Source organism: Flavobacterium sp. N3904, from assembly GCF_025947305.1.
Lineage (GTDB): Bacteria > Bacteroidota > Bacteroidia > Flavobacteriales > Flavobacteriaceae > Flavobacterium.
Genome location: NZ_CP110009.1, coordinates 2,525,939 through 2,549,807, shown reverse-complemented (window position 1 = coordinate 2,549,807; position 23,869 = coordinate 2,525,939). Strand labels below are relative to the sequence as shown.

Below are 23,869 nucleotides of genomic sequence, written 5' to 3'. Positions count from 1 at the left end.
AATTCTCCAATCTGCCTTCTGCAACCTGTTATCTGAATTCTATCTGGTAAAAACCAAGCTATTGCCTTTAGATAAATTAGCATCAAATTGATAGCCTTCATAATTGAATCCTTTTAAATCATCAATCGTTTGGGCATTGGTGTCCAAAATATAGCGCACCATTAATCCCCTGGCCTTCTTAGCAAAAAAACTAATAATCTTCAAATTACCATCTTTGTAATCTTTAAATTCCGGAGTAATGACAGGAACTTTCAACCCTTTGACATCCACCGCAGAAAAATATTCGTTGCTGGCCAAATTAATGAATAACTCCCCTTTTTTCAGCTCTTTGTTCAAGGAATTGGTTATGGTCTTTTTCCAAAACTCATATAAATTTTTACTTTCGCCAATGGGTAATTTGGTTCCCATTTCGAGGCGGTACGGTTGCATTAAATCCAATGGTTTTAAATAACCGTAAAGGCCCGATAATATTCTTAGACTATCTTGAAGCTGACCTAATTTTTCGATTGGAATCGAATAAGCGTCCAATCCCGTGTACACATCGCCGTCAAAAGCATAAATTGCCGGACGGGCATTTTCGGGTGTAAAAGGGGTTTTCCATTTTTGATTGCGCCGCCAGTTTAAATCAGATAGTTTATCTGAAATTGACATCAGCTCCGATAAATTTTTAGGAGATTGCTGTTTCAAAACCTTATGAACCTGTCTCGATTCTTTTAAAAAAGAAGATGAAGTATATTGTGTAGTTGGTAATTCTTGTTCAAAGTTTAACGATTTGGCAGGAGATAGTACAATTTTCATAAATAGCTATGCTTTCAGATTCTTTTATTAGATTTTCAAAAGTACAAATTGAAAACTAGAATTCAGAAACAATAAATTGAATTGTTTAATGCCATTATAGATTTTTAAAATGAATGCGGTTATTTTGTTTATTTTTGATTTTATAAAAAACAAAACAATTCCAATGATTGAAATCAAGAAAGCTGATTTAGGAGATTTACCAACTCTACAAAACATCAGTAAACAATCGTTTACCGAAACTTTTTCAGGTATAAATACACCTGAAAACATGGAGAAATACCTGCAGGAAAATTTCAATACAACACAATTAACTTTAGAAATAAACAATCCGGATTCACCTTTTTATATTGCTTATTTAGATGAGGAAGCTGTTGGTTATTTAAAATTAAATTTAGGCAGTGCACAAACGGAAGAACTTGAAGATACCACGCTGGAAATTCAACGCATCTATGTTTTACAAGCCTTTCACAGAAAAAAAATAGGTCAATTATTGTTCGACCAAGCCCTAAAAGTTGCACAACAAATAGCTGTCGATTATATTTGGCTGGGCGTTTGGGAGGAAAACCACAGAGCCTTACAGTTTTACGCCAAAAATGGTTTTGTCACATTCGACAAACATATTTTTATTTTAGGCAATGACCAACAAACCGATTTATTAATGAAACTAGCCATAAAACCAAATCCTAATGAATAGCATCCCCACTCCATTAACCAAAAATTCCAAATCTATTCTCAATGCAGCCGTAATTGTTGCTGCCCTAGGCTATTTTGTAGACATTTATGATTTATTACTTTTTGGAATCGTTCGCACAGATAGTCTCAAAGACCTTGGAATCACAGGAGATGCTATTCGAAATCAAGGAGAATATCTCATTAGCATGCAAATGTTCGGTATGCTTTTCGGGGGAATTTTATGGGGCGTTTTGGGAGACAAAAAAGGACGATTATCTGTTTTGTTTGGTTCTATTTTACTGTATTCTGTAGCCAATATTGCCAACGGAATGGTAACTACTGTTGACGGATATGCGTTTTGGCGATTGATCGCAGGAATCGGTCTTGCAGGAGAATTAGGCGCCGGAATTACATTGGTTGCCGAATCCTTACCTAAAGACAAACGCGGCTACGGAACCATGATTGTCGCTTCGGTTGGCGTTTCAGGAGCAGTTGCCGCCTATTTGGTTTATCAAATTTTTCAGGATTGGCGTTTGTGCTATTATGCAGGTGGTGGATTGGGTATAATGTTGTTGTTTTTAAGAATCAGTATCACCGAGTCCGGGATGTTCACGCAAGTACAACAAAGTGATGAAAAGAAAGGAGACTTTTTGTCTTTGTTTACCAACTCAAAAAGATTTAAAAAATACATTCAATGCATACTTATTGGAATTCCGCTTTGGTTTTTGGTAGGCGTTCTAATAACTTTTTCACCCGAATTAGCCAAAGCTCTTGGTGTGCAACAAGCCGAAACCATCGCCGCAGGAAAGGCCATTGCGTTTTGTTATACCGGTTTGGTTGTTGGAGATATTGCCAGCGGATTGTTGAGCCAATGGCTAAAAAGCCGAAAAAAAATCATGCGCCTATTTTTGGTTTTTAATCTAATCATGGTTTTCGTCTATTTGAATGCCTACGGAATATCAGCCTCAACGTTCTATTTTCTGTGTTTTACAATGGGATTCTCCGTTGGGTATTGGGTTTTATTTGTAACTATAGCTGCCGAGCAATTTGGGACAAATATTCGAGCAACTGTAACAACCACAGTTCCCAATTTTGTTAGGGGTTCACTTCCGCTAATTATTTTAATTTACAGTTTTTTTCGAGACCGCCTTTTTGAAGGAAATATTCTAAAAGCAGGAATGATTGTTGGTTCGTTATTATCTATAATTTCGTTGTTGGCGCTTTGGAAATTAAAGGAAACTTTTCATGTAGATTTGGATTATTCTGAAAGTAATGGTGAAACCTTTATTTAAAAAAGAGCAATAAATTAGCTTTCAAAATTTAGTAATGGTAATTCTGATTTCTTTTTTTTTAGTGCCAATTTATGGTCACGCCTAAAAAATTTCAAAATTACCAATTTTTATTTCAATTAAATTTGAATTATATTTGAGCGAAATTTATACCATGAAGATATTTTTCACCCTTCTTTTTTACATCCTATTCCAAGCAGGATTTGCCCAATCGGCCGAAACATATTTTGAAAAAATCAAAAATAACGAAGCTGAACTTACCGCTTTTTTTGCCCAAATGCCCAAAGGAGGCGATTTACACCATCATTATTCCGGTTCAATTTATGCAGAACCTTTATTGGCCCATGCTATTGCTGAAGATTTTTATTTGAATACACAAACCATGACTGTAAACCAAGAAAAACAGGATGGAAATGACTGGGTATTATTTTCGATTTTACAAAAGAATGGCGAATTGGATGTTTACAAACAAAAAATAATGCATAAGTGGTCTATCAAAGATTACAATAATGTAGATTACCCTTCGGATAAATTGTTTTTTGAATCTTTCATGAAGTTTGAACCTGCCACACAAAACAATTTCGGAGCTGGTTTATTGGAACTAAAAAGCAGGGCTATTAAAGAAAATGTAAGCTACATTGAAACCCAATTATCAACAATTCCTTGTGGCATAAAAACGGATGATTTAGCCAAATACAATTCTCATTTAAGAAAAATGGCGGCAACCAAAAATGAAAAAGCCGTTATGCAGTCGTTGGATTCCTTATATGCTATTTTCATCCAAAAAGAGGCCAAAAAATATGCTGCCGATTTTAATGTAAACTTCGTTGCCAAAATGCACAAGGAACTTAAAATAGACGATAATCAATTCACGATGCGCTATCAAAACTTTGTATTGCGCTTCATGGAACCAGTAGATTTATTCAAAAATCTTGTCGTTGCTTTTATTTCGGCCGATAGCAGTCCACTCATGGCTGGAGTGAATATCGTTTCTCCCGAAGATGGCGAAACTTCGATGAAAGATTATTGGTTGCACATGGTGATGTTCAAGTACTGCCACAGCCGTTTCCCAAAGGTAAAATACACTTTGCATGCCGGAGAACTTACCTTAGGTCTTGTACGTCCCGAAGAGTTGACATGGCATATCAATGCGGCTGTTTATACGGCTGGTGCCAATAGAATTGGGCATGGAGTTGATATAGCATACGAGGAAAAAAGCTATGATTTAATGCGTTATATGGCTAAAAATAACATACCGATTGAAATCAATCTTAGCAGTAATGAGTTTATTTTAAAAGTAAAAGAAAACCGCCATCCTATTCTATTGTACAAAGAATTTGGTGTACCCATCGTTATAAGTACTGACGATGCTGGAATATTACGTACGAATATGACCGAACAATATGTCCTATTGGCCAAAAGATACAAAACCATTTCATACCCAGACATTAAACAATTTGTGTACAACAGCATCAACTATAGTTTTATTCAAGATCCTGTGGTGAAAAAACAATTGGTTCAGGATTTGGATAATCGCTTTAAAGCTTTTGAAGCTAATTTTTCAAATTAATTCATATCGAAAAATACCCATCCAAAATGAAACATTGGGACATCCTTTTATCCAATCAAGTCGATAAAAAAATCTTTATAAATACACTATTATCTGGAGAAATTCAAGGAGAATTAGCTGACTTCAATAATTTAAAAGGAATCCTGTATTCAGATATTTCCATCCAAAAATTAATCGAACAGGAATACCAATACGAATCCATTGAAGCTACAGCCGAATCCAAACGAAACCTGCGTACCTTTTCATCGGGTGAACGAAAAAAGGAATTTTTAATATATTGCCTCAAACAAAAGCCGGATTACATCATTCTGGACAATCCTTTAGATCATTTGGATCATGCTTCAAGAATTGAATTAACAGCGGCAATCGAAAATATCTCAAATTCCGTTCGTATTATTCAATTGGTCAATCGAATTGACGATTTGCTTGCTTTTATTCGTAATAAAGCACAAATTGACAATAATTCATTTGAATTGAAAACCATAAACGCAATTAAAAAGAATTCTATTGAAAACGACAGTTATAAAATGCCAATTCACCAAGAAGTTTTTGATAATCGCGTTCTAGTCAAAATGAATTCTATAAACGTAAGTTATGATGAAAGGCCAATTATAGACTCCCTTTCTTGGACTATAAGACAAGGCGAATTCTGGCAACTTATTGGCCCTAATGGCTCTGGAAAAAGCACCCTATTATCTCTCATATCAGGTGACAATTCAAAAGGTTATGGGCAAGATGTTGAACTATTTGGAAGAAAAAAAGGCAGTGGGGAAAGTGTCTGGGATATCAAAAAACAAATTGGTTATTTCAATACAGCCATGACCGACTTATTTAATAAAAGGTATAATCTGGAAGAAATGATTCTCTCTGGTTTCTTTGATTCTATTGGATTGTATACAGAACCCACAAGCTTACAAAAAAGAATAGTCTCGCAATGGCTAGAATTAATCGAGATGAGTCATCTAAAAAACAAAATTTTCAATCGTCTTTCTATCGGACAACAAAGAGTAGCGCTTATCACTCGTGCGGTTATCAAACATCCCCCATTATTAGTCTTAGATGAACCTCTTGAAGGATTGGACGACCATAATGTAGCCTTGGTAATACAACTTATCAATACCATAAAAAAAGAAACCAACAGTACTATTTTATTTGTTTCCCATCGAATGGAACCGAATCTTTATCCGGACTCCGTTTTAGAATTAATTCCAAGTCCAAGTGGTTCAAAAGGAATCATACACTATCATTCGGAAAACTAAAAAAATATTTATTCCATAAAAAAAGCCTCAAAATTGAGGCTTCTATTTTCATTAATCTTCTTCAGCATGATGGGATTTGGAATACCCTCTCCATTTCTCGATACAATCCTGAAAATCCTGAGGCAATTCTGTGTCAAAACGCATCATTTCTTTAGTAGTAGGATGTATAAAGCCAAGTGTTTTTGCATGCAATGCCTGACGTGGCAAAGCTTTGAAGCAATTCTCAATAAACTGTTTGTATTTGGTAAACGTAGTCCCTTTTAAAATCAAATGACCACCATAACGCTCATCATTAAAAAGTGGATGACCGATATGTTTCAAGTGTGCACGAATTTGATGTGTTCTGCCCGTTTCCAGTCGGCATGAAATCAACGTCACATAACCAAAACGCTCGAGTACCTTATAATGTGTTATCGCTGGCTTCCCTATTTCAGGATCGGCAAAAACAGCCATTTGCATGCGGTCTTTCAAATGTCTCGCTAAGTTTCCTTCAATTGTTCCTTCTTCTGCTGCAACATTGCCCCAAACTAGCGCAATATATTCTCTTTCGGATGTTTTGGCTTCAAATTGTTTGGCCAAATGCGTCATGGCAGCTTCGGTCTTGGCAATAACCAACAATCCCGAAGTATCCTTATCAATTCTATGAACCAATCCTGGACGCTCGCTGCTGTTCATTGGCAAATTCTCAAAATGAAACGCCAGTGCATTTACAAGAGTTCCGGTATAATTACCATGACCAGGGTGTACTACCAATCCAGGAGGCTTATTTATTAACAAAAGTGCCTCATCTTCATAAACAATATCCAACGGAATATCTTCAGGATCGACCCTATTTTCGAAAGGCGGATGTGACAACATCACCTGAACAACATCAAAAGGTTTTACTTTATAATTGGACTTCACGGGGACATCATTTACAAAAATGTTCCCTTCGGTCGCTGCATTCTGAATCTTATTTCGTGTAGCATTTTGAATTAAACCCATCAAATATTTGTCAATTCGCAAAATGGCCTGCCCTTTTGGAACCTCAAACTTGTAATGTTCAAATAATTCTTCGTCTAGTTCTTCTATTGGATCACTATTATTGCTCATTCGTTGGTGTTTCTTGTGTTGGAGTAGCTAAACTATCCACAGCTTCTTCTTGATAACTTTCTTTTCCATCTCCCAATACCAAATCAATTTTAGAGGCTTTCAAAACTCTGTCCCCGACTTTCAAATTTCTGCCTTTATAGCGCATTTCCAGCACCATGTCTTTTCCTAAATTTGGTACATATGTGATTGTTCCTTCCTCAAGTCCCAAAGCTTTTAGCGTTGGCACTGCTTCACGGTATGTTTTTTCAATGAGATCAGGAATTCGCACAGACGAAAACCCCGAAGAATTGATTTTAATATATACTTTTCTGCCCACTTTCACTTTAGTTCCTGGCATAGGATCTTGTTCAACCACACTGTATTTTGGAAAATCTCCCCTAAAATCAACACTGTCCAAAAGTTCATAATCCAAATCCAATTCATCCAACTTATCTTCCACTTGTTCCTCTGTCAATTTTCTCAAATCGGGAACTGTTATTTCATGCCCATGATCTGTTGTAAATGTCAGCCAATGCATGAATAAATAACCCAAAACTGCAATAATGGCAAGCGCAATCGCTACTTGTCCAAAAAATACACGACTCGTAAGATATTTTTTTAAGCTCATAAATATTTTTATTTCCCGCAAAGATAAACCTATTTCGTTTCAAAAAAAATGATAATTTTGTTTAGAATACGTTTAATCGGTTAATCGGTTAAACGTTTAACCAATTAAACGTATAAAATGAAAAACATTGCCATCATCATGGGCGGCTATTCCAGCGAATACAAGATCTCACTCATCAGCGGAAACGTAGTTTATCAATTCTTGGACAAAACCAAATACAATGCCTTCCGCATTCATATTTTTAAAGAAAAATGGGTATATGTTGATGCCAATGATGCAGAATTCCCGATTGACAGAAATGATTTTTCGGTAAATATAAATGGCTCCAAACAAACTTTCGACTGCGTTTTCAATGCCATTCACGGAACACCAGGCGAAGACGGATTGATGCAAGCTTATTTCGAATTGTTAAACATTCCACAAACTGCCTGCGATTATTACCAAGCTGCATTAACATTCAACAAACGCGATTTATTGTCAGTCTTAAAACCATACGGAATAAAAACCGCTACTTCTTACTATCTAAATAAAGGCGACATCATTAAGACCGATGAAATTGTACAAAAATTAGGCTTGCCTTGTTTTGTAAAACCAAACAAAGCAGGTTCAAGCTTCGGAATTTCAAAAGTAAAAACTGCAGCTGAATTGCCAATTGCTATCGAAATTGCCTATAAGGAAGACAACGAAATCATCATAGAAAGTTTTCTTGACGGTACAGAAGTTTCTGTTGGAGTGATTAATTACAAAGGAATCATTACCGTTTTGCCCATTACCGAAATTGTTTCCGAAAATGATTTCTTCGATTATGAAGCCAAGTATCATGGCAAATCACAGGAAATTACTCCGGCGAGAATCTCAGATGAAATGACCCAAAAAGTGGGAGAAATTGCCAAACGTGCTTACGAAGTGCTCAAAATGAAAGGTTTCTCCAGAAGCGAGTTCATCATTGTAGACGGCGAACCGCACATGCTCGAAATGAACACCATCCCAGGTCTTACTACCGAAAGTTTGATTCCGCAACAAGCCAAAGCAGCAGGAATATCTTTGGAAGATTTATTTACAAATGCAATAGAGTTAGCACTTAATTAAGTTACTAAGTAACAATCCCGATAATCATTGGGCGTGAGATACTAATTCTCAGAATCTTAGAAACTCAGAATCTTAGAAACTTAAAAAAATGAAGAAAGCCATATTCCCGGGATCGTTTGACCCTATCACTTTAGGTCACGAAGACATCATCAACAGAGGTATTTCGCTTTTTGATGAAATTGTAATTGCCATTGGAGTCAATGCCGAAAAAAAATACATGTTTACCCTCGAAGAAAGAAAACGTTTCATTGAAGAGACATTCAAAAACGAGCCTAAAGTTACTGTTATTACTTACGAAGGTTTAACCATCGACCTGTGTCATAAAATCAAAGCCGATTTTATCCTCAGAGGACTCCGCAATCCAGCTGATTTCGAATTCGAAAAAGCCATCGCACACACCAACAGACGATTATCCAAAATAGAAACTGTCTTTTTATTGACCGCAGCCCGAACTTCTTATATTAGTTCCAGCATCGTGAGAGATGTTATTCGAAATTATGGTGAATACGAAATGCTGGTCCCTGAAGCGGTAAGAGTTAAACTGCATAAGTAGTTTTTATTTGTCATTTAAATCATTACAATTGGTAGACATTTGCAAAAAATGATAATCTATCCCTCCAAAACATAAATTTGCGAAACCTACGAAATAACCGTAATTTTGCAACCTAAAATAACACACACTTTATAATGAGCTTCGAAAGAGAATTAAATAAACGCAGCGGTTCCCAATGTGAATTATGTGCTGCGACCGAAAACTTAAAAGAATACCAAGTATTACCTGCCAAAAAAGGCGGATTGGACGAAAGCATTTTTGCCTGTGCTACTTGTATTGATCAAATTGAGAATCCAGGGCATGAAGATTTAAACCACTGGAGATGTTTGAACGACAGTATGTGGAGTGAATACGTTCCTGTACAAGTGGTAGCCTGGAGAATGTTAAGTCGTTTACGCAAAAATGGCTGGCCCCAAGAATTGTTGGAGCAAATGTATTTTGACGAAGACACACTAGCATGGGCGCAAGCAACAGGAGAAGGAGAAGATGACGAAAACAAAATCATACACCGCGATGTAAATGGGGTAATTTTAACTCATGGAGATTCGGTTGTTTTAATCAAAGATCTAAAAGTAAAAGGATCAAGTATGGTTGCCAAACAAGGAACTTCGGTACGTAACATTCGTTTGGATCACGAAAATGCCGAATACATTGAAGGAAAAGTCGACGGACAACAAATTGTAATTATCACACAATACGTTAAGAAAATATAGTCTAAAATTGCACAAAACCAAAAACGTCCCGATGTATTTCGGGACGTTTTTTTTTTAGATAACTTTTTATTCTAAAATAAGAATACTAAAATTTAGCTTTTTTGAAACAATTTCTCTACTTGTTCTTTAGATAATGGCTCAGAAATGTTAGTAATATTTGATTCTTTATTAGTAACCATAAATTGCACATTTGTTTTATCAGAGCTCACAATATAATGCAACCAAACATAATTATTAGGTAATTCCAATTTTACATCATTCAATGGACTAGCTGTAAAACCACCAGACATAATTTTATACAAACTTTGATACGCATTATCAATGTTTTTGAATGTAAATGCTTTCAAGCTAGACTCTTCTCCTTCACTTGGAGATGTAGTATAAAAGAAAGTATACTCATCACCAATTTTTTGAACATAAAAGCTATTATTCACTCGACCTAATTTCTCTACTGGCACAGTTTCTAAAACCTTAATTTGGCTAAATCCAATAGAACTAATAAACAAAACAGCAATTGCAATAATTTTTTTCATAATGTATTTGGGGTTTAATGATATACTCAATAGGTAAGTATTTGTGCGCAAACATAATAATAAATAAAATTAACTTTTTCTTTAATTCATTTATTTATCAACATTAATCTACTTTTTTTGTTTGTAAATTATAAAAGCCTGACACAACAACGATAACAAACTAATTTAAAAAAACACTAAGTATTATTCCTCGTCTTTTTTAATGACTTTTCTTGCTACTTCAATTTTAAATTTCTTGCCTTTCATTTTTTCTTCTTTTATAGCATGAAGTAAATCTTTTACTTTATTAAATTTTACTGCCGCGAACGAGATAAAATCCTTTACCTCGATCAATCCCAAGTCTCCTTTTTCTAAATTCCCTTTTTGAGAAAAGAAACCAACGATATCTATTTTGTTCAATTTATTTTTCTTTCCGCCACTGATGTAGATCGTCTGAAACTCTGGCGGTTTTGGCAATGAAGTTGAATTTTCTAATTTCAAAACTTCCATTCCGTAATTAATATAATCCAATTTTTTCTCGCTTTCATGTGCGATGATATAAGCAGTTCCAGAGGCTAGCATACGAGCCGTACGTCCATTTCTATGCGTAAACTCATCCGCTTTTAATGGTAAATGATAATGAATCACATGATTCATTTCAGGAATATCCAGTCCTCGGGCTGCCAAATCGGTGGTGATTAAATAACTCACACTTCCATTTCGAAATTGAATTAACGCCCTTTCACGCTCCTCCTGATCCATTCCACCATGATAATAAGTGGAGTAAATTCCTTTTTCGTTTAACGTATCACTAATTCGTTCTGCGGCATCACGATGGTTGCAAAAAACAATAGCCGATTGGGATTTCAAAGAACAAATCAAATTGAACAAACTTCCTATTTTGTCTTTTTCTTTCGAAACTACCATTTTCATAGACAAATTTGTTTCCTGCTCCTTTTCGGGTATAAAATCCAAAATGGTAGGATTAACGACTCTTGTATATTTTGGAATTTCAATATCCGATGTTGCCGAAACCAACACCCGTTTGTTGAGTTTTGCTAATTTACCAATGATAAAGGACATTTGTTCGTGAAAACCCAGTTGCAAAGATTTATCAAACTCATCTAGAATCAAAGTTTGAATTTTGTCCAAGCGAAAAGTTCCTCTGTCAATATGATCGGCAATTCGGCCTGGAGTGCCTATTAAAACTGCTGGCGGATTGCTTAGATTTTTTATTTCTGTTTCAATCGAATGCCCACCGTAGCAAACATTAACTTTATAATCGGTACCCATTTTTTTCCAAACCTGTTCAATTTGCAGGCCCAATTCACGTGATGGAACCAAAATTAAACATTGAACCGACAGAATTTCGGGTTGCAGCATTTCTAAAACAGGTAATAAAAAAGCTAATGTTTTTCCGGAACCCGTTGGCGAAAGCAATAAAATATTATTATCGTTAAGAATAGCATCTTGCGCTAGTTCTTGCATTTCGTTTAGACTTTCGATGCCTAAATTCAAAAGTATATTGTTGGAATGGTGTTTCTTATTCATTTTGCAAAGGTAGTTTAAAAAAAGTGTTTTGTATTCAGTTTTTAATGATCGGCAAAATGCAAAATCAAATTATAAATAATTGAATGCAAAAATAATTACTTTTGGATTCTCTATTTTAAATTCACAATCATGAAATTATTGCCGTTTTGTTTTCTAATTTTTGCTTCTTCATTATTTGCACAAAAAAACAATAAATACGATACTTTTTTCGAAAAAGGGAACGGAAATCAATCGGCAACATACCAAAAAACGATGGATTATTATAAAATATTGGCGCATGATTTCCCAACCTTACAAATGCAAGAAATGGGATTGACAGACAGTGGAGAACCATTGCACATAATCACTTTCAATCCTGATAAAAATTTCAACTTTGAGGAAATTCAGAAAAACAAAGCTGTACTTCTCATCAATAATGGCATACATGCTGGAGAACCAGACGGAATAGATGCGACTATGCAACTGTTTCGTGATTTGGCAACAGGCAAAGTCAAAGCGCCGAAAAACACTGTCATTGTAACTATCCCCATTTATAATATTGGTGGGGCGCTAAACCGAAATTCGACCACAAGAGTCAATCAAGAAGGGCCGGAAGAATATGGCTTTAGAGGAAACGCCAGAAACTATGACTTAAATCGGGATATGATTAAATCCGACACCCGTAATACCAAAAGTTTCGTCGCTATTTTTCATAAAATAAATCCCGATGTTTTTATAGACAACCACGTGAGCAACGGTGCCGATTATCAATACAAACTAACGTATATAATGACACAGCATAACAAATTAGGCACTGTGTTGGGTGATTATTTAAATACCGAAATGATGCCTTTTATTGTAACCGATTTAGAGAAAAAAAATATCAAAACCACTCCGTATGTCAATGCTTTTGAAGAAACACCTGACAATGGTTTTGTACAATTCTCTGATAGCCCAAGATATACAACAGGATACACCTCATTGTTTAACACTATTGGGTTTGTGGTCGAAACTCACATGCTCAAAAAATATGCTGAACGTGTAAAAGCAACTTATGAATACATGCTCTCAACAATTGCTTTTACAGATACCAATTATCAAAAAATAAAACATTTGCGATTAAAAAATGAAGAACAATACAAACCAAAATCTTCCTATCCAATTGAATGGCAAATTGACAGCACAAAAATTACCACATTTCTGTTTTCGGGATACGAAGCCAGCTTCAAGAAAAGCGAAGCTACAAAGGGGCAACGCTTGTTTTACGACCGATCAAAACCGTACCAAAAAAGTATCCCTTACATCAAAGAATATAAATCTGTAAAAGATGTTACTATTCCGGAATCCTATATCATTCCAAAAGGATATTGGAATGTGATCGAATTACTAAAAAGCAACAATTGTTCGTTTACACAATTAAAAAAAGACACCATAATCGAGGTAGAAAGCTATAAAATAGCAGATTACAAAACCTCAAATACCGCTTACGAAGGCCATTATCCACACAGAAAAACGCAGGTAATTGCCAAGAGAGAAAATAAGGCTTTCGCCAAAGGGGATTACGTTTTTTCAACTAGCCAAAAAGCCGTTAAATATTTATTGGAAACATTGGAACCGGAAGCAATTGATTCCTTTTTTAATTGGAACTTTTTTGATACCATTTTACAACAAAAAGAGGGATATTCTGAGTACGTATTTGAAGATCTAGCCGCTCAGCTATTAAAGGAAAACCCCAAATTAAAATATGAATTAGATAAAAAAATTCTTGAAGATTCAAAATTCGCAAAAGATAGCGAAGCACAATTAAACTGGATTTACAAACATTCTGTTTATTATGAAAAAGCGCACTTGCAATATCCTGTTTATAGAAAAGTAAATTAATAAAAAACAAAAAAGGCTCAAATCAATCTGAATTGAGCCTTTTTAATTAACTTTTAAACTTCATGATCTTCAGATTCTTCTTCAAATAACAGTTTTATATTTTCATAAGAGTTTGTCAAAGCTTCCGGAATTTCATTTGGCTTAAACCAAGCCACTTTCTCAATTCCTTCTTCCAATTGCCCTATTGGGATGCCTTCAAAATCAGAATTCATTTCAAACCAATGGGTTATTTTTAATTTATATTTTCCATTGCGTTTAAAAACATGATAGGTCTTTTGAAGTTTTCTAACAACTGTGAGACCATTTACACCGGTTTCTTCTTCTACTTCGCGCATTGCGGTATCTTCGATTAACTCGCCTTTTTCGGTACCTCCTTTTGGCAAATCCCATTTTCCATTTCTAAAAATGAACAAAACCTCCCCTTTTTTATTATAAACTAAACCGCCTCCAGCTTTATTTACAGGAATTTTTGCTTTCAACGTTTTCATAATCACACTTTCATCAGGATGATACAAATACGCTTTTTTAATTTTATTTTGAAACATTTTGACAATAACCTGCTCAATATCAATACTATCAAGTAAAAATAATTGAAAATCGGTCTCCTTGGAGATTTCATTTGTCAAAAAAAGTGGTTTGTCGTTAACAAAAACTTTATACATTTGTATTATGATTTTTAATAAAGATACTGCCGAAAAAACAGCCGAATTGCTTTTGCAAATAAATGCAATTAAATTGAATCCAGGAAATCCTTTTACATGGGCTTCTGGATGGAAATCGCCTATATATTGCGACAACCGCTTAATTCTCTCATTTCCAGCTATAAGAAATTATATCAGAGATGAATTTTCTAAAAATATTGAAAAACAATTTGGCAAGCCAGATGTAATTGCCGGTGTGGCCACTGGGGCAATTGGAATAGGTATGCTAGTTGCAGAGAGTATGGGATTGCCTTTTGTATATGTACGCCCAGAACCAAAAAAACACGGTCGCCAAAACCAAGTAGAAGGGTTTTTACAAAAAGGCCAAAGCGTTGTAATAATAGAAGATTTAATAAGTACTGGAAACAGTAGTTTGCTTGCCGTTGAAGGCTTACGGGAAGCAGGAGCCAATATTAAAGGTATGGCCGCAATATTCACCTACGGATTTGATGTTGCTGATCAGAACTTTAAAAATGCTAGAATTGACTTATATACCCTAAGCAATTATCAAAACCTTTTAAATTTGGCTGTGACAAAAAAATACATTACCGAAGAAGAAGAACAAACCTTAAGAGAATGGAATGTAAGTCCATCGACTTGGGGAATCTGATTTCAGATATAAAAATAAAGATTTTAGATATAAAAAAAAATAAAAAATGAATTTAGAAAGTCCAAAAGTTAAGGTTGAAAAATCAAGTCAGGAATTATTTGATTTGTTGAGTGATGTAAAAAATTTCGAGAAATTAATGCCTGATAATATTGCAAAATTTGAAGTAATAGGTGAAGATGCTTTTATTTTTGGATTAAAAGGAATGCCAGAAATCAAATTAAAAATGAAAGAAAAAGTTGCGCCAAACAAAATTGTTTTGGGAGCAGCTAGTGACAAACTTCCCTTTACTTTGGTTGCAAACATTGAAACTGTTTCGGATAGTTCAAGTGCTGTAAAACTTGATTTTGAAGGTGAATTTAATGCAATGATGGCAATGATGATAAAAGGCCCAATTGGAAAATTCATTGAAACTTTGGCAAACAACATGACCAAACTTTAAAATAAATTAAAATAAAAACGAAAGCCTTTCAGAACAAACTGAAAGGCTTTCGTTTTTATAATTGAGCTGTACTGCATCAATACAACATTTGCACTTCCTTTAGATTGTATTCACAAATGCTGTCATCTTCCAATTGAATTTGAAGTTTTCCCGCATCAGTAACCCCTTTTATAATTCCCATAAAATTAATATTATTTTCATCTGAAAAAGCTGTCGGTATCCCAACTCTAAATAGATTGCTTTTATATTCATTCCAAAGAGAAACTTCATTTTCTTTATAAAAAGGAATGAATTCTTCCATTTTCGAAATAATCTTAAAAAGTATTTCTTCTTTATCAAAACTGGAATTACAAATTACCGCCAGAGAAGATGCCCTTGGCAAATTATCATACTGCGTTTGATTAATATTTAAGCCTAAACCAACTATCGAAGTAATAGTTCCGTTCCCTTTTATATTATTTTCAATCAATATGCCACCTATTTTTTTATTAGCTGACATAATGTCGTTAGGCCATTTTATACTTAATTCAGGAATTGCATAATTTTCAAGAACCTGAATAACTGCAAGAGACACCACTATATTTAGATTAAAAAAAGTCTCATTATCAGTTAGAAAATCCTTTATCAATACACTCATAATAAGGTTTTTACCCTCTTCAGACTCCCATTTTGAGCCCATTTGCCCTTTACCATTCAATTGATTTTCTGCAGTTACAACCGTGTAGTTTTGCAGCTCTTGTTTACTTGACAACCCTTTAAGAAACTCATTTGTTGAATCTATGGCATCGAGTTTGATTAGCTTCATATATGTTTTTTTGTGTAACATAATTTAATATTATGTTAAGGTTCAAAAATAATCACAAAAAATGGTAACTTTACAAACTTATATATAAAAAATTAAATGGCGAAAAAGACTATAAATAATGATGCGTTATTAGCAAACATCATAAAAGGGATAGAAGAAGTAAAAGGAAATGATATCGATATTTTAGATTTAAGAGAAATAGACACCGCAGTTTGTGACTATTTTGTAGTTTGTAACGGTAATTCAAATACCCAAGTGAATGCCATCGTAAATTCCATCCAAAAAACAGTTTCAAAAGACTTAAAAGACAAACCTTGGCACGTAGAAGGCTCTGATGTAGCTGAATGGGTACTTATGGATTATGTACATATTGTAGTTCATGTATTCCAAAAACACATACGTGAATATTACAATATCGAAAGTCTTTGGGGAGATGCAAAAATCACAAAAATCGAAAATAAATACTAAAGAAATAAATTTCTAATGGCTAAAGATAATAATCCAAATTCGAATAAATTTAAAGTAAGTCCTTGGTTAATTTACACGGCAATTCTCTTAATTTTCTTAGGTATTAGTTTTGCAACTGGTGGATCTAGTTTTCAGGAACCTTCTCAATTAACGTCATCTAAATTTAATTCCTATTTAGAAAAAGGACAAATTGAAAAAGTTATTGTTTACAACAAAACAGAAGCTGAAGTATTTTTGAATGCGCAAGCCTTAAAAGATCCTGAACACAAAAAAGTAGCAAAAGATGTTTTGGACAGACCAAACAAAGGACCTCACTATTCTTTTGATATTGGAAATGATCAAATTTTTCAAACCAAATTAGAAAAAGCTGTTGCAGAAGGAAAATTAAAAGATTTTAATTTCTTGCCAAAAAGCAACTGGACAGATATTTTTGTAAGTCTATTACCAATCATTATTATCATTGGTGTGTGGATTTTTATCATGCGCAAAATGTCTGGCGGAGCTGGTGGTGGTGGTCAAATTTTTAATATTGGAAAATCAAAAGCAAAACTTTTTGATGAAAAAACCGATATTAAAACAACTTTCAAAGATGTTGCAGGTTTAGAAGGAGCAAAAGAAGAAATACAAGAAATTGTAGAATTCTTAAAAAACCCTGAAAAATACACCAATCTGGGAGGAAAAATACCCAAAGGAGCCTTACTGGTTGGCCCGCCCGGAACAGGAAAAACATTATTGGCAAAAGCCGTTGCCGGTGAAGCACAAGTGCCATTTTTCTCTTTATCGGGATCCGATTTTGTTGAAATGTTTGTAGGTGTAGGTGCCTCTCGTGTGCGTGACCTATTCAAACAAGCAAAAGAGAAATCTCCAGCCATTATTTTTATCGATGAAATTGACGCTGTAGGTAGAGCCAGAGGAAAAAGCAATATGTCTGGTGGAAATGACGAAAGAGAAAATACCTTAAATCAACTACTGACTGAAATGGATGGTTTTGGTACCAATTCAAATGTGATTGTTTTAGCAGCAACCAACAGAGCTGATGTTTTAGACAAAGCCTTGATGCGTGCTGGACGTTTTGACAGACAAATTTTTGTTGATTTACCGGACATTCGCGAAAGAGCCGAAATATTCAAAGTGCATCTCGCTCCTTTGAAAAAAGTAGAAGGATTGGATACTGACTTTTTAGCAAAACAAACACCTGGTTTTTCTGGAGCAGACATTGCCAATGTTTGCAATGAGGCGGCATTGATTGCAGCCAGATATAACAAAGAAGCAGTAGACAAACAAGATTTCTTGGATGCTGTTGATCGAATTGTTGGCGGTCTTGAAAAGAAAAATAAAATTGTAACCCCGGAAGAAAAAAGAGCAATTGCAATACATGAAGCTGGACATGCAACAGTAAGCTGGATGCTGGAACATGCTGCACCATTAATTAAGGTAACTATCGTGCCACGTGGACAAAGTCTTGGTGCCGCTTGGTATTTGCCCGAAGAAAGATTAATTGTTCGCACCGATCAAATGCTTGACGAAATGTGTGCTACAATGGGTGGTAGAGCTGCCGAAAAAGTAACTTTTGACAGAATTTCAACTGGAGCACTTAGTGATTTAGAAAAAGTAACTAAACAAGCCCGTGCCATGGTTACGGTTTATGGACTTAATGAGAAAATTGGAAATGTAACCTATTATGATTCAACTGGGCAAAGTGAGTATAGTTTTGCAAAACCTTATTCTGAAGATACTGCAAAAATAATTGACAAAGAGATTTCAGATTTAATAGAAAGTCAATACCAAAGAGCTATTGCAATTCTAGAGGAAAACAAAGATAAACTAGATCAACTTGCATCAATTTTAATTGAAAAAGAAGTTATTTTTAAAGATGATTTAGAAGCAATTTTCGGTAAAAGAACCTTTGACAAAAACCTTGAAGAAGTAGTCTCTTAAAAACAAATTAACATAATATTTTAAAATCTTAATTCAAAACCCTGTTTTGAATTAAGATTTTTTTATCTTTGAACGTTTTCAAGTAACATAAAACGTAGATTAACACAATATGAGTATTTTCAGTAAATTATTTGGTACTAGCAATCCTTCTTCAGACGAAGATAACGGGAATAATAGTAACAAACCAAATCCAGATATCAATTCCCCTCTGGATGAGCAATTTATCTATAATTTTAAAAAAAATGGAGGTAAATTTCTATACTGTGAAAATTTAAATGAGGTAAAAGATCAATTTGAAAATATACTTGAAGAAAATGACTGGTTTGAAAGCGAAGCATTATGTTATGAACCCAAGTTATTTAGTCTATTAGACGAAAATAAAATAGTATATACGTCCACTAAAGAACCAAAGTTCTTATTATCCAGTTGTGAAAATCTGGTTGCTGAGGAAGGTTCAATATTATTTTCATCAAATCAAATCAAACAAAAAAAACCTAACGACTTACCCACTAATATTATTATTTTAGCAAATACAAGCCAAATTGTAGAAGGAAAGAGCGATGGACTAAGTGCTATTAGAAAAAAATACCTCCGTGAATATCCAACCAATATAACTACAATAAAATATTTCGAAAAAGCTAAAGAAGAAGATTTTACACAATACGGAAGTTCTGCCAAAAATTTATATTTATTGCTTTTAGAAGATCTTTAAAATGAATGAAACACTAAAAAGGTCAATATCTGGAGCTATTTACATTTTATTATTAATAGCTTCAATACAATACTCTATAGAAACTTTTTTCATTCTATTTGGTATTTTTTTATTAATTGCAGTACTTGAGTTTTGTAATTTAGTACACTTAAACAAAATTGCACCAATTGTAATAGCCTTATTATTCTATTTCTTTTTTTATAAAATTGCAATAGCTACAAAAATTGACGGCATTTTATACATATTACGTTACAGCAAAAATTTTGATTTAGCAGTTCTTTTTTTGTCACTCTTTGTCTCCTTAAAATGCATCGTATTTTTATTTGACAACAAAAATTTAAAAGTGGACGCCTTTTCAAAATTTATTTATTTGATTGGGTATATTATTCTTCCGTTTATTATTATCACAAAAATACCATTTGGAATAAAAGGCTATAATCCAAACATTCTGATTAGTATTTTTATTCTAATATGGACTAATGATACCTTTGCTTATTTAGTGGGCAAATCAATTGGAAAACATAAATTGTTTGAAAGAATTTCTCCTAAAAAAACCATTGAAGGATTTTTGGGTGGAATCGGTTTTGCAATACTTGCGAGTTATTTTATATCAAAATATTTTTTAATGCTTCCTGAAAAAAACACCTTCATTTGGATCACAATTGCTTTGATTGTTGGAATCTTCGGAACAATAGGGGATTTAGTTGAATCCAAATTCAAACGAATTTCAGAAAAAAAAGATAGTGGAAACATAATGCCAGGACATGGAGGCATTCTAGATCGATTAGATAGTGTTATCTTTGTAGCACCAATTGTATTTTTATTTTATCAAATTTTAAGTTATGTTTCATAAAGAAGGAACTCAAAGTATTTTATTAGGCACTATTTTTACTGCTGTCGTATTTTTAGCAACAGATCATTTTATCCAAATTGAATGGATTCGAATGACTATTGAAATAGCAACTTTACTGCTATTAATTATCATTTTACAGTTTTTTAGAAACCCAAAACGTACTGTCGAAATTAATGAAAATCATATTATAGCGCCAGTTGATGGAAAAGTGGTTGTAATAGAAGAAGTGTATGAAGGTGAATTTTTCAAAGATAAAAGAATTCAAGTTTCTATTTTTATGTCTCCAATTAATGTACACGTTACTCGATATGCCTTGAGTGGAATTGTTAAATTCAGTAAATACCATCCCGGAAAATTTCTGGTTGCTTGGCACCCAAAAGCCAGTGAAGAAAACGAAAGAACAACAGTTGTAATAGAAAACAAAACTTTTGGTGCTATATTATACCGTCAAATTGCGGGTGCATTAGCCCGACGAATTGTAAATTATGCTCAAGAAGGAATGCAAGTAATTCAAGGTACTGATGCAGGTTTTATAAAATTTGGTTCAAGAGTTGATATTTTTTTACCACTAGGAACACCTATAAATGTTGTTCTTGATCAAAAAGCAATAGGGGGGAAAACAATAATTGCAATAAAATCTTAATGATTGAAAAAGATTTAGATAAGCAGTTTCAAGAAGCCGTAGAAATAGCTTCAAAAATGACTCAAGCATCTTTACCTCAAGATGTTCAGTTACGTCTTTATGCTTATTATAAACATGCCACTTTTGACAAAACAAGATTCAATGTTTCGGAAAATTCCGATTTGAGAAATGCATTTAAAACAAATGCCTGGATTCAAATTAGTCATCTTACAAAAAAAGAAGCCAAACAACATTATATTGAATTAATCCATTCATTATTTAAATAATTATTGCCAAATGCCATGAAAAAAAATACTCTTCTATTCTCTAATTTACTTTTTATTTTGCTGCTCATTTCCTGCAATGAAAAAAAATTGACAGAGGTTGTTGAAGTTCCTTTGCCTACGGCACAAGAAAAAGTAACCATCGGAAATCCGGATGATGTAAAAGCTGATGAAGGTTCTTTTCAACTCGATAAACTTTCATTTGGCTATGACGCATTAATACCCGATTTTTCAGCTTTAACTATAGAATCACATTACAAAAATTATTTATATTATACCAATAGCCTAAACAAAGCTGTTTTAGGGACAGACAAAGAAAATCTTACCATTGAAGAAGTATTAAAAAAACTAGATTTAAACGATCCCGTAATCCGAAATACAGCCGGTGGCTACTACAATCACGGTCTGTATTTTAAATGTCTATCGCCAAAAGCAGGAGGAGAACCAAAAGCCACTTTGGCTGCAAGTATCAATAAAGATTTTGGTTCATTTTCTAATTTCAAAACTGCTTTCAAAGATACTGCGACCAAACAATTTGGATCAGGTTGGGTTTGGCTAGTTGTAGATAAAACAGGAGTACTTCAAATAACAACTACTCAAAATCAAGACAATCCATTAATGCCAAATGCTCCTGTTGTTGGCTTTCACGGAACGCCAATTTTAGGGATGGATCTCTGGGAACACTCTTATTTCTTAGATTATCAATACAAAAAGAAAAATTATATTGATGCTTTTTTCAATGTAGTAAATTGGGATAAGGTAAATGAAAACTACCTAGCAACTTTTAAAAAGTAATTAATAAAAAAAGCTGATACGATGTGTATCAGCTTTTTTTATTAATAAATACATTCAAAAATTTAGTTACAATTGATAAATAAATGATTCTAAAGGTGCAATAGTAATTGAAGCTTTACCCTCTCCATTTGTTACTTGTAATTGGATTGTGCTTTTTTCATACAATTGATCTTTTAAAGTATAACTTCCGTCTTTTAAATTCCATTTACTGATAATATCTGCTGGAATTTTCAATTCAAAACTTCCTGAGATTTCAGATGAAAAGTTTGTAAGTACAATTAATTTTTGATTATCAGACCAACGAACGAACGAATAAATATGATTTGGATCATAACCCAAAGATGCTTGACGATTCACTTCTTGCAAATCTTCAAACTGTCCCATCACCGCTGTGCTTTTAACAGCAAAATTTAGTAGTCTTTTATAAAAATCACGCAATTCTTTTTCACTTGATGTTAGTTTTCCTCCATCAAAAGCGCCATCATTCATCCATCTTTGGTGATTGGGAACACCCACATAATCAAAAATAGAAGTTCTGGAATGTGAACCAAATCCGCCATTTTCATTTCCCGCTTCTCCAACTTCCTGACCAAAATAGATCATAACAGGTGCCGAACTAATCATTGTAGAAACTACCATCATAGGTTTTCCTTTTTCTGGAGAACCTGCAAACTCAGGGCTTGCCAATCGTTGTTCGTCATGATTATCGAGAAACTTTAGCATATGAACATCAATATCTGCCATGCCATTGCGAATATAAGTAAGTCCATCTGGCGGTGTTTTCCCTTGAATGATGTCCTTTAATTTATCATAGGTTTCTACTTTATCATACAAATAATCCATTTTCCCCAAACTGATATAATTGCGGTATTCTTTTGGATTATACACTTCGGCCATCAGAAAAGCATCTGGATTTGCATTTTTTATAGCTGAGTTCATATAACTCCAAAATTCATAAGGAACCATTTCTGCCATATCATATCGAAAACCATCTACCCCTTTTGCTGTCCAATACAATGCAATATCTCTAAATTTAATCCAAGAACTTGGTACACTTTTGTCTTTCCAAAAAGCATAATGTTCCTTGAAGGATAATTTATCATAACCCGCAGGCAGTTCTGGAAAATCTTTTGATCCATCAGGACGCACACCGTAGTTTACTTTTACTGTTTCGTACCAATCGTTTTTGTCCGGTTTTGCCAATCGAGAGCCATTTCCTGTCCATTTGGCTGGATTTTCATCAAATTTCCCATCAATAAGTGAATTTTTTTCTCCATTTAAAGGTTTGTCAGTATCTGGAATTTGAAATGGAGTATTTGGGATATAATAAAAATTATTGTCTCTTTTGTATTCTACTGTAACATCATCATCTGCTCCAAAATCCCTAACCCCTTTAGGATTGCTTTTCCCTTCGTATTTACGAGCAATATGATTGGGAACTATATCAATAATTACCTTAAGATCGGCTTTGTGCGTGCGTTTTATTAATGCTTCAAATTCCTCTAAACGTTTTTCTGGATTCACAGCCAAATCTGGATTGACATTGTAATAATCTTTTACAGCATAAGGCGAGCCTGCCCTGCCCTTTACCACTTCTGGATCATCATTGGAAACGCCTATTGCGGTGTAATCTCTTATTACTGCATGGTGCGGAACTCCCGTGTACCAAACATAGGATACCCCTAAATCCTTAATCTCATGTAAGGCTTTGTCTGTAAAATCATTAAACTTTCCAACCCCATTTTCTTCTATGGTTCCCCAAGGTTTGTTGGTAGTGTTTTTATTTCCAAACAATCGAGTAAAAACTTGATAAACAACTTCTTTTTTATCTGTTTTGGTTTCTTTTTTTTCTACGCTCATTTTTACATCTTTTGTTTTGCAAGCAGTTGCCATAAGCAAAATACTCATTCCTGCAATTAGTGCCTTTTTTTTTATCATTTTTATTCTGTTTTCAAAAAAATTAAATTCTCTTTTTTGATATTTAATTTAGTTAATTATCAATCTATAAATTTAATGAAATATTTCAAAAAATCCTGAAAACAACATTGTAATTGTATCCAGCTAAAAACCAGAAACG

At 34.0% G+C, this 23,869-nt stretch carries 25 protein-coding genes; 17 read left to right on the top strand and 8 right to left on the bottom strand.

The genetic code is table 11. From position 1 onward, the window contains the following. Positions 1-39: 39 nt before the first annotated feature. Complete coding sequence (yaaA, locus tag OLM57_RS10815; protein WP_264563707.1) at positions 40-798, bottom strand: peroxide stress protein YaaA; 759 nt, start codon at positions 796-798, stop codon at positions 40-42. Positions 799-907: 109 nt separating this feature from the next. Here yaaA and OLM57_RS10810 point away from each other — a divergent pair, with 109 nt between their 5' ends. From OLM57_RS10810 to OLM57_RS10795, 4 genes are all read left to right on the top strand, one after another. After that, the gene (locus OLM57_RS10810) at positions 908-1,492 is read left to right on the top strand and encodes an N-acetyltransferase family protein (RefSeq protein WP_413614326.1); all 585 of its coding nucleotides are present in this window, start codon (positions 908-910) and stop codon (positions 1,490-1,492) included. Further along, positions 1,485-2,762, top strand: a complete 1,278-nt coding sequence (locus tag OLM57_RS10805; protein ID WP_264563706.1) for an MFS transporter — start codon at positions 1,485-1,487, stop codon at positions 2,760-2,762. Before OLM57_RS10810 ends, OLM57_RS10805 begins: the two co-directional genes overlap by 8 nt. A gap of 151 nt (positions 2,763-2,913) precedes the next feature. Beyond that, a complete protein-coding gene (locus tag OLM57_RS10800) occupies positions 2,914-4,329 on the top strand; it encodes an adenosine deaminase (RefSeq protein WP_264563705.1) in 1,416 nt (471 codons plus the stop codon). A 26-nt stretch (positions 4,330-4,355) separates the two neighbouring features. Beyond that, complete coding sequence (locus OLM57_RS10795; RefSeq protein ID WP_264563704.1) at positions 4,356-5,588, top strand: ATP-binding cassette domain-containing protein; 1,233 nt, start codon at positions 4,356-4,358, stop codon at positions 5,586-5,588. 51 nt (positions 5,589-5,639) lie between these two features. On the opposite strand, the gene OLM57_RS10790 is transcribed toward OLM57_RS10795, so the two are convergent. Beyond that, a complete protein-coding gene (locus OLM57_RS10790) occupies positions 5,640-6,680 on the bottom strand; it encodes an RluA family pseudouridine synthase (protein WP_264563703.1) in 1,041 nt (346 codons plus the stop codon). Further along, the gene (locus OLM57_RS10785; protein ID WP_264563702.1) at positions 6,670-7,287 is read right to left on the bottom strand and encodes a PASTA domain-containing protein; all 618 of its coding nucleotides are present in this window, start codon (positions 7,285-7,287) and stop codon (positions 6,670-6,672) included. The genes OLM57_RS10790 and OLM57_RS10785 overlap by 11 nt, the downstream gene beginning before the upstream one ends. A 117-nt stretch (positions 7,288-7,404) precedes the next feature. Here OLM57_RS10785 and OLM57_RS10780 point away from each other — a divergent pair, with 117 nt between their 5' ends. From OLM57_RS10780 to OLM57_RS10770, 3 genes are all read left to right on the top strand, one after another. Beyond that, complete coding sequence (locus OLM57_RS10780; protein WP_264563701.1) at positions 7,405-8,376, top strand: D-alanine--D-alanine ligase; 972 nt, start codon at positions 7,405-7,407, stop codon at positions 8,374-8,376. Positions 8,377-8,464: 88 nt separating this feature from the next. After that, on the top strand, positions 8,465-8,929 hold the full coding sequence (gene coaD / locus OLM57_RS10775; protein WP_264563700.1) for a pantetheine-phosphate adenylyltransferase: 465 nt from the start codon (positions 8,465-8,467) through the stop codon (positions 8,927-8,929). 134 nt (positions 8,930-9,063) lie between these two features. Next, on the top strand, positions 9,064-9,642 hold the full coding sequence (locus OLM57_RS10770; protein ID WP_264563699.1) for a PhnA domain-containing protein: 579 nt from the start codon (positions 9,064-9,066) through the stop codon (positions 9,640-9,642). 92 nt (positions 9,643-9,734) lie between these two features. On the opposite strand, the gene OLM57_RS10765 is transcribed toward OLM57_RS10770, so the two are convergent. After that, entirely contained in the window at positions 9,735-10,175 is a 441-nt protein-coding gene (locus OLM57_RS10765) for a hypothetical protein (protein ID WP_264563698.1), read from the bottom strand. Between the two features lie 183 nt (positions 10,176-10,358). Next, positions 10,359-11,705: a DEAD/DEAH box helicase gene (locus OLM57_RS10760; RefSeq protein WP_264563697.1), complete on the bottom strand. Its 1,347-nt coding sequence runs from the start codon at positions 11,703-11,705 to the stop codon at positions 10,359-10,361. A 129-nt stretch (positions 11,706-11,834) separates the two neighbouring features. Between OLM57_RS10760 and OLM57_RS10755 the strand changes: the two genes are divergently transcribed. Then, positions 11,835-13,565: a M14 family metallopeptidase gene (locus tag OLM57_RS10755; RefSeq protein WP_264563696.1), complete on the top strand. Its 1,731-nt coding sequence runs from the start codon at positions 11,835-11,837 to the stop codon at positions 13,563-13,565. Positions 13,566-13,618: 53 nt separating this feature from the next. Here the strand turns inward: OLM57_RS10755 and OLM57_RS10750 are convergent, their stop codons facing one another. Further along, positions 13,619-14,227 carry an NUDIX hydrolase gene (locus OLM57_RS10750; RefSeq protein ID WP_264563695.1) on the bottom strand — a complete coding sequence of 203 codons (609 nt, stop codon included), beginning with the start codon at positions 14,225-14,227 and terminating at the stop codon, positions 13,619-13,621. 7 nt (positions 14,228-14,234) lie between these two features. Between OLM57_RS10750 and pyrE the strand changes: the two genes are divergently transcribed. Both pyrE and OLM57_RS10740 read left to right on the top strand, forming a co-directional pair. Further along, positions 14,235-14,876, top strand: coding sequence for an orotate phosphoribosyltransferase (pyrE, locus tag OLM57_RS10745; protein WP_264563694.1), 642 nt, complete (start codon positions 14,235-14,237; stop codon positions 14,874-14,876). A 46-nt stretch (positions 14,877-14,922) separates the two neighbouring features. Then, positions 14,923-15,315: an SRPBCC family protein gene (locus tag OLM57_RS10740; RefSeq protein ID WP_264563693.1), complete on the top strand. Its 393-nt coding sequence runs from the start codon at positions 14,923-14,925 to the stop codon at positions 15,313-15,315. Positions 15,316-15,391: 76 nt separating this feature from the next. Here OLM57_RS10740 and OLM57_RS10735 read toward each other — a convergent pair whose 3' ends face one another. Beyond that, positions 15,392-16,120: a biotin--[acetyl-CoA-carboxylase] ligase gene (locus tag OLM57_RS10735; RefSeq protein ID WP_264563692.1), complete on the bottom strand. Its 729-nt coding sequence runs from the start codon at positions 16,118-16,120 to the stop codon at positions 15,392-15,394. A gap of 96 nt (positions 16,121-16,216) precedes the next feature. On the opposite strand from OLM57_RS10735, the gene rsfS reads away from it, so the two are divergent. The 7 genes from rsfS (at position 16,217) to OLM57_RS10700 (ending at position 21,792) form a co-directional block, all read left to right on the top strand. After that, a complete protein-coding gene (gene rsfS / locus OLM57_RS10730) occupies positions 16,217-16,588 on the top strand; it encodes a ribosome silencing factor (RefSeq protein WP_264563691.1) in 372 nt (123 codons plus the stop codon). Between the two features lie 15 nt (positions 16,589-16,603). Continuing rightward, complete coding sequence (ftsH, locus tag OLM57_RS10725) at positions 16,604-18,526, top strand: ATP-dependent zinc metalloprotease FtsH (RefSeq protein ID WP_264563690.1); 1,923 nt, start codon at positions 16,604-16,606, stop codon at positions 18,524-18,526. Positions 18,527-18,635: 109 nt separating this feature from the next. Further along, a complete protein-coding gene (locus OLM57_RS10720; protein ID WP_264563689.1) occupies positions 18,636-19,238 on the top strand; it encodes an LUD domain-containing protein in 603 nt (200 codons plus the stop codon). Position 19,239: 1 nt separating this feature from the next. Beyond that, positions 19,240-20,091 (top strand): phosphatidate cytidylyltransferase, encoded by an 852-nt coding sequence (locus OLM57_RS10715; protein WP_264563688.1) that lies wholly within the window; start codon positions 19,240-19,242, stop codon positions 20,089-20,091. Continuing rightward, a complete protein-coding gene (locus tag OLM57_RS10710) occupies positions 20,081-20,734 on the top strand; it encodes a phosphatidylserine decarboxylase family protein (protein WP_264563687.1) in 654 nt (217 codons plus the stop codon). Before OLM57_RS10715 ends, OLM57_RS10710 begins: the two co-directional genes overlap by 11 nt. Next, positions 20,734-21,000: an acyl-CoA-binding protein gene (locus tag OLM57_RS10705; RefSeq protein ID WP_264563686.1), complete on the top strand. Its 267-nt coding sequence runs from the start codon at positions 20,734-20,736 to the stop codon at positions 20,998-21,000. Before OLM57_RS10710 ends, OLM57_RS10705 begins: the two co-directional genes overlap by 1 nt. 15 nt (positions 21,001-21,015) lie before the next feature. Then, positions 21,016-21,792, top strand: a complete 777-nt coding sequence (locus OLM57_RS10700; RefSeq protein WP_264563685.1) for a superoxide dismutase — start codon at positions 21,016-21,018, stop codon at positions 21,790-21,792. 66 nt (positions 21,793-21,858) lie between these two features. On the opposite strand, the gene OLM57_RS10695 is transcribed toward OLM57_RS10700, so the two are convergent. Continuing rightward, positions 21,859-23,730 (bottom strand): alpha-amylase family protein, encoded by a 1,872-nt coding sequence (locus OLM57_RS10695; RefSeq protein ID WP_264563684.1) that lies wholly within the window; start codon positions 23,728-23,730, stop codon positions 21,859-21,861. Positions 23,731-23,869 lie beyond the last annotated feature (139 nt).